This window comes from Microcystis aeruginosa LEGE 91341, from assembly GCF_015206885.1.
GTDB classification, from domain to species: domain Bacteria; phylum Cyanobacteriota; class Cyanobacteriia; order Cyanobacteriales; family Microcystaceae; genus Microcystis; species Microcystis aeruginosa_H.
The window spans coordinates 1-6346 of the sequence record NZ_JADEXY010000187.1; the positions used below are offsets into that span (position 1 = coordinate 1).

The 6346-nt window shown below is 43.8% G+C and carries 6 protein-coding genes; 2 read left to right on the plus strand and 4 right to left on the minus strand.

Annotated elements, in window-relative coordinates:
* Positions 1 to 95 precede the first annotated feature (95 nt).
* Complete coding sequence (rsmG, locus tag IQ234_RS19325; protein ID WP_193958269.1) at positions 96 to 773, plus strand: 16S rRNA (guanine(527)-N(7))-methyltransferase RsmG; 678 nt, start codon at positions 96 to 98, stop codon at positions 771 to 773.
* A gap of 2 nt (positions 774 to 775) precedes the next feature.
* Here the strand turns inward: rsmG and cax are convergent, their stop codons facing one another.
* From cax to IQ234_RS19345, 4 genes are all read right to left on the minus strand, one after another.
* Positions 776 to 1864, minus strand: coding sequence for a calcium/proton exchanger (gene cax, locus IQ234_RS19330; protein ID WP_193958270.1), 1089 nt, complete (start codon positions 1862 to 1864; stop codon positions 776 to 778).
* 27 nt (positions 1865 to 1891) lie between these two features.
* Positions 1892 to 2515 carry a YdcF family protein gene (locus tag IQ234_RS19335; RefSeq protein ID WP_193958271.1) on the minus strand — a complete coding sequence of 208 codons (624 nt, stop codon included), beginning with the start codon at positions 2513 to 2515 and terminating at the stop codon, positions 1892 to 1894.
* A 157-nt stretch (positions 2516 to 2672) separates the two neighbouring features.
* Positions 2673 to 4157 (minus strand): site-2 protease family protein, encoded by a 1485-nt coding sequence (locus tag IQ234_RS19340; protein ID WP_193958272.1) that lies wholly within the window; start codon positions 4155 to 4157, stop codon positions 2673 to 2675.
* A 112-nt stretch (positions 4158 to 4269) separates the two neighbouring features.
* Complete coding sequence (locus IQ234_RS19345; RefSeq protein WP_193958273.1) at positions 4270 to 5367, minus strand: RRXRR domain-containing protein; 1098 nt, start codon at positions 5365 to 5367, stop codon at positions 4270 to 4272.
* Positions 5368 to 5633: 266 nt separating this feature from the next.
* Here IQ234_RS19345 and IQ234_RS19350 point away from each other — a divergent pair, with 266 nt between their 5' ends.
* Entirely contained in the window at positions 5634 to 6305 is a 672-nt protein-coding gene (locus IQ234_RS19350; RefSeq protein ID WP_193958274.1) for an MBL fold metallo-hydrolase, read from the plus strand.
* Positions 6306 to 6346: the final 41 nt, after the last annotated feature.

Here is a 6346-nt window from a genome sequence, read left to right on the forward strand (position 1 = left end):
CTTCCCCACTTCCCCATTCCCCCATCTCCTGTCTCCTGACTCCTGACGACCGGCTCCTAACCCCACCAACAAACTTTTTCAGCAAACCCGAATTAATGATCCTTCCTGAATTATTTGACCTTTGGCAAGAAACCCTAGAATGGCAACCCGATGGAGCCATACAAGCGCAATTTCAACAACTTTATGACTTGATTTTAGAGGGTAATCAACGTTTTAATCTCACCCGAATTACCCAACCGGAGGAGTTTTGGGAAAAACATCTTTGGGACTCTTTATCGGGTTTAGCTTGGTTACAAAAATCCCAGCCGGATCTATTGACAAAACCCCTATCAGTCATTGATTTGGGGACGGGGGCCGGGTTTCCGGGAGTGCCAATTGCGATCGCATATCCCCATTGGTCGGTGACTCTCTTGGATTCCACCCAAAAAAAGATTAATTTTCTTGAAGAAGTTATTGACAAATTGGAGTTAAATAACACGAAAACTCGTTTAGGTCGGGCGGAAATCGTCGGGAAAAACCTTAAACATAACTCTGCTTACGATATCGTCTGTTTGCGAGCGGTAGGTAATGTGGATATCTGTGTTAACTATGCTTTGCCTTTCCTGAAAAAGACTGGAATCGCTATTCTCTATCGTGGTCAGTGGTCCGCGCAGGATAGTTTAAGTTTAGAGGAGAATCTGGGGAAAGCTGGCGGTAAAATCCTCGAAATTGCCAGTTTTACCACTCCCTTAAGCCAAAGCGTCCGTCATTGTCTATATATCGGCAAGGGATAACTCTAAGCGGTGAGAGGATGAAAAAAGAAAGCCAAGGCCAGGATAGTATAGGTAGCTAATAGTAACATTCCTTCTAACCAATTCGATCGCCCATCACTACTAATCGAATTAGCCAACCACACCGCCACAGCCACTGCCACCAACTCAAAGGGATTAAAATTTAGATCCATGGGCTGACCGATAATATAACCCATGATAACCAAAACTGGAGCCACAAACAGGGCGATCTGCATACTGGAACCGACAGCCACAGATACCGATAGATCCATTTTATTCTTAAGGGCGACGGTGACAGCCGTAGCGTGTTCGGCCGCATTGCCGATAATAGGCAAAAGAATCACCCCGGTAAACAGTGCCGTTAAACCTAGCTGTTCCGTAGCCTCCTCTAGGGATGCCACCAGTAACTCCGATTCTACGGCCACAGCGATGGTAACGATCAATAAAATCAAAGACCAAAACCAGATTTTCGGCTTTGCGGGGTTTTCTCCAGCGCTTTCCTCCTCAATACCGGCAATCCCGACATCGTAGAGATAGGTGTGGGTTTTCATGGAAAACAAGAGACTTAAACCATAGACGAAAATTAACACCGCTGCCACGGCCACGGATAGACGCTGTAGGACTGGTTCCCCGACTCCCGTGGAGGTAAATTGCACGGCAGTGGGTAAAAGGAGCGCCACCACCGCCAAATTCATGGCTGAAGCATTTAAACGAGCAGTTATTGGCTGAAATTCCTGTTCTTTGAAGCGTAAACCGCCTAAAAACATCGATAATCCCATAACTAAGAGTAAATTACCGATAATTGAGCCAGTAATCGTCGCTTTTACCACATCGATGAACCCTTCCCGCAAAGCGACATAGGCAAGAATTAATTCTGTGGCATTGCCAAAGGTGGCATTCATCAAACCGCCAATATTTGGCCCAACCACCACCGCAATTGCTTCCGTGGCTTCCCCCATGTAGGCCGCTAGGGGGATAATGGCTAGACAAGCGGTGATAAAAACAACTGTTCCGCCCCAGTGTAACAGGGAACCGGCGATCGATAGCGGCACAAAAATTAATAAGATGGCGAAAATAGTGTTTTTGCTTAACATAAAGTGGGTAATTTTGTCAAGATAGTTTTATTTTGATCGGAGATGGGGACTAGAATCGGATTCTAGCCAAAATTCCCCAGTAGAACCAGTTATTATCCATAATATTGCCCTAAAACCGTCTCTGAGGGACTTTTCTAGAGGTTCGGGGGGTGATTGGGAGGGAACAGTCACCGGTTTAATCATAATTCCGCGACTACCAAAAACAATTTCTCCCACTAATCGCGCCCTTCTCATGTGATTATCGGAAGTGACTAGATAGACACTATCAATACCTTGGGCTTTCAGTTGATCGGCTAGGCTAGTAAAATTAGTGACAGTATCTCGCGCATTGTAATCGAGATGGAGACGTTCTAGGGGAATTCCCGCTTTTTTAAAAATCTTTCTCACATATCGTCGCGGACTACCAGAAGACACCCAAATCGGTAGATCGGGATATTCCTTAGCTAATTTTGCCGCAAAACGTTCTCGATCGGCATGACCTCCCAAAACAAAAATCGCTTCCGGTTTTAGCCACTGCTGACGTAAATCGTGATATAACCAGCCTAAACTCGCCAAAATTAGCGGAATAGCCAGCAATTTTAACCTAGATTTGCCTAACTTCCCTTGCGGAGAAACTCGCTTTTTTCTCTGAGAATTAGCCTTGAGAACCATATAACAGTGATCGGTGAGCGGTTGTCAACCTTCAGCTTTGTGGATTAAAGTGATCGAGGGTGAGGATCATCGAACTCACATTGACGTAGGAGATAGGGATTTTATTCCCTAACTGACCGATAATTTTCCCGGAACTCAGGTTGATTGATGCAGTCGCTTACATTCCCCACCAACGGGCCACCGCTTCGGGAAGGGGTAGCAAAATACTTAATAACAAAGCTAGGGAAAATAAACCTAATAAATCTCGTTTATTATCCAATTCGGTGACATCATTTAAAGCCGGTTGATCGCTGACTGGCATTAATAAGAGAATAATCGCCCAGAGTAAAAAATCTGGCTGCACTAGGGCTAAAATAAACATGAATAATCGAGTTAATTGACCGATAATTATGGCGGTTTTCTGTCCATACATGGCGTGAACAATATGACCACCATCCAATTGACCAACGGGCATTAAATTTAGGGCTGTAACGATAATTCCCACATAACCAGCTACCGCTAAAGGATGTAAATGGATGGCTTTTCCTGCGATTAAATTACTGCCGAGAGCTAGTTTAGCCACGATAGACAAGAAAAAAGAAAACTGCGGATTTAAGGCTTGAAAATTTAATAAACTGCTTTGATTAGTTAGGGGAACTATTTCCGAGAGGGACAATCCCCAAAACAGTAAAGGAATAGCGATAATTATACCCCCCAAAGGACCGGCCACCGCCACATCAAATAAAGCTTTGCGGGTGGGTACAGGGGAGCGCATTTGAATGAAAGCCCCGAAGGTGCCTAGGAAGAAAGGAATGGGGATAAAATAGGGCAAAGTAGTTTTAATTTTATATTTAACTGCTGTAAAATAATGACTGAATTCGTGCAGTCCTAAAATAGCAATTAAGCCTAAACTGTAGGGTAAACCTTGCAATAATAAACTAGGATTATTTTCTAATTGTTGGGCAGTAATGCCACTTAATCCCGCACCAATAACCGTGGTGGTTAAGATAGTTAATAACAACAAACCCAGGGCAAGAAAGGGGCGAGTAATTTTTTCAGTTTCTATAGTTTCTGTTTTTTGCTGCCAGGGATTAGCCACAAGAGCGAAAAAAGGTTGTCCCTGAAAACTTTCTTGGAAAAGCAATAAAAAGCGATCACCAAAAACCTTTTCCACATTGTTTTTAATCACTTGATAAGCTTCTTCGGGAACTGCTCGCAATTTCCCCCGACAGAGAATTGCTTGGGGACGATAATCGATATTTTGCAGATAATAAACACCCCAAGGAAAACAATCTCTTAGGGATTTTTCCTCTTCGGCAGTGATCGGTTTTAAATCATTTTTAGGTGCAGGATTATCAATATTTTCTAGGACTAAATTCGCTTGTTTCGGTGATGATGGGGGGCTTTCTTGGGGAGTAATCCGACCCTTCTGTACTAGCCACCAATACAAAAAAGGACAGATCACAAAAGGACCGAACAGCAAAAATGCCGGCATGGGGGTATCCTCTCCATAGATTAACGTCCAGCCAGTCCAAATTAGAGCCGGAGTCATCAGGACTAACCAAATTAACCATATTGGTGTTGTCGTGACTTTGGCCACGCTACGCTTGACGATAAAATAAGTGAAACCACCAAGAATCCCTAATAACAACCACATTTCCATATCGGCTCTTTTCTCTTGAATAAAAAGCGGCTAATTTCAGCCGGCCTGGTCATCGAAAAACTGGGTCTGAAACCCCGCCCTTTAGCGATAGCGGAGGGCGGCTTTACATAAGTTAGCGAGAAACAATTAAACCGTTAGAACGACGAATTAACTGAATCTTACTAACAGCTATCTGTCCCAATCGTTTCCAACTGGTATCGCTTACAGATAGCTGTTTTTCGGTATCTCCACTAACATAACCAATCCCTTTGGGAGAAGAAACTAAATCTCCTTTACGGAACCCATGTCTTGTGGTAGAGCCACCATATTTACGTCGTTTACCACCTTTGGAAAAAACCATCAGGTGAAGTTGACGACGACTAATAGGAGGACGTTTGATGACAGCAAAGGGAGCGTTCGTTACTTTAACAGAACCCTTCCAATCATATCCAGGTCCATTAGAATTGTGGAATGGCAAATAATCTAAAAACTGAAAACAGGCAAGAGCAATGCCATCGTTAGCATGGCTTTCTGGTGATTGTTCTGCTTTATTTTTGGACTTTTCTAATCGCAAATATTTTCTAAGATTAGAGGTTTGCCAACCAAAGAGAGTATGGACTGTTGCCAATTGAGACAGTTGCTCAATAGCCCATTTTTGTCCGACCATAACTGGTGAGAAACCTTTTCCAGACTTAGCTCCTTTTCTACCAGAAGTTAAATCAACATCGGCTTTGATGTACTCAAAGTAAATATCGGTAATTGGATAGATTTTGGTTAGTTCAGAAACGACTCGAAGTTCAAGTTGACGATTAGCTCTGATTGAGGGAGCTAATTTTCCTTGTTTTCTATTTGAAAATCGTTTTTGTCGATGCGCTCTTAGATTAAAAGAAAGTTGGCGGTTAATCCGTCTTCCTCTACGTCCTTTTCGCATTAACCGTCTATTGTCAATGCGCTCTCTTACTCGCTTAAAAGGAAGTTCTAAGTGAGCCTTCCAAAGAGTAAAAAGAGAGGATTGAACGCCAATTCCAGAGAATAATTTACCCGGGTCAATACCAATGGCAATCGGTTGGGTTTTGTTGTTAGAGGATTCAGTGGTTAGCTGGACATAGAAAATATCTAAGTCGTTGAATTTACCGATAGCTTTTCCTTCCTTAATCCACCGTCTGGCCCGACTGGGTTTGGTGGGCATTAACGGTTTTCCGTTTTTTGAGATAACAGGAACTCTTGCCATGGAGATAATCCTTAAGAGTGAAGTTAATGTCCCTTACCGCAACACAATCAAGATGTCTTGTCTAACAACGCTTTACCAATAAAGCTTAGAGGGAATCCGAACTAGGGAAGTATTCGGAGGTCTGTGCCAGATTGTGTCTCGATGCGGTAGTCTCTACTTGCGTCGCCTAAATTGGTTTAGACAAGCCCCGTCGCTTTTATGGCTGGGTTAGTGACCGATCGTGCTAAATTGTAAACCGCATTGATTGTGATTTGGATAGGCAAACCATGCGATCGGAAACCGAATCGTCTCCTTTAGAGGTTAGCAAAACTACAAAACCCCCTCGATTAATTCTAGAAGGTTTATACGCTTTCTCGCCTAATCGGGAAACCCTAGGGGGAACCTCTTATCTTATTGTAGAAAATACTGGTAATATTCTGGTGGATTGTCCTGGCTGCGACGAGAGCGAGCGGGATTTTCTCCGAGAAAAGGGAGTCCGTTACCTATTTTTTACCCATCGCGGGGGTCAGGGTAAACAGAGCGATTCTCTGCAAAGTTTACTTAATTGTGAGATTATTCTACAGGAACAGGAAGCTTATCTGCTTCCTCACCGTCAAATTACCGTTTTTCAGCAACAAATCCAGTTATCTCCCACTTGTAGCGGTTTTTGGACTCCAGGCCATTCTCCCGGTTCCTCCTGTCTCTACTGGAACCGTCACGGGGGGGTTTTATTTACCGGTCGTCATCTTCTCCCCGACACCAAGGGTCAACCGCAACCTCTACAGACCGCGAAAACTTTCCACTGGCCGCGGCAATTGCGATCGCAAAAGGCCATTTTAGACCGTTTTAGCCCAGAAACCCTCTCCTATCTTTGTCCGGGTGCTAATACCGGCTTTTTACGCGGTCGGGGAATTATCGATCGCGCCTACGAAAAAATCAGCGCCAATCCTCTTAACTAGGGTTTGCGGCAAAAAGTTTTTCTGGGGGGTAGGGTGTGGGG